We start from the raw sequence: 604 nt of genomic DNA on the forward strand, positions 1-604 counted from the left end.
TTTTTCCTGGGGATATTTCCTGGGGTTCAACACCTATGATTTTGATGTGGATTATAAAAATTATATCGCCAGCCCCGCTACGGGAAAAGATTTTTCGGTGGACAGGACCATTGGGTTCAATGTGGGATTAATAGGAAATATGAGACTAAGCGAACACCTGGACCTGCGCCTCGAACCCGGAGTTTCTTTTAACCGCATCAATTTTCAATTCACTAAGGCCGATCAAAAAACATTCAGGGAGATCAATTCCACTTTTGTACATGTTCCGCTTTTACTGAAGTTCTCTACCACCCGTATCAACAACTTTAAACCTTTTGTTGTAGGTGGCGTATCTACGTCGATCAACCTTTCAAGCAACGAGAATAATCCCGATGATAATGATGATGGCCAGTTTAGAATGACCACCAATAATTATTATTACGAATTAGGTTTCGGAATCGATTTGTACCTGTATTATTTCAAGTTTACGCCTTCTATTCGTGGAGTTTTCGCCATTAATGATGAATTTGTGAGAGATGACAATCCTGATAATTTTTATTCAGGTAACGTAGATAAAATGTCTTCCCGCGGAATGTTTCTGAATTTTACTTTCCAGTAAGCGTTC

Annotated in this window: 1 protein-coding gene; it reads left to right on the forward strand. The window is 39.2% G+C overall.

The annotated features are described in order from the left end of the window. Positions 1–598 (forward strand): type IX secretion/gliding motility protein PorT/SprT (porT, locus tag HC175_RS16450; RefSeq protein WP_168139463.1); only part of this gene is annotated, 598 nt, incomplete at its 5' end. Positions 599–604: the final 6 nt, after the last annotated feature.

This window comes from Salinimicrobium oceani (assembly GCF_012037645.1).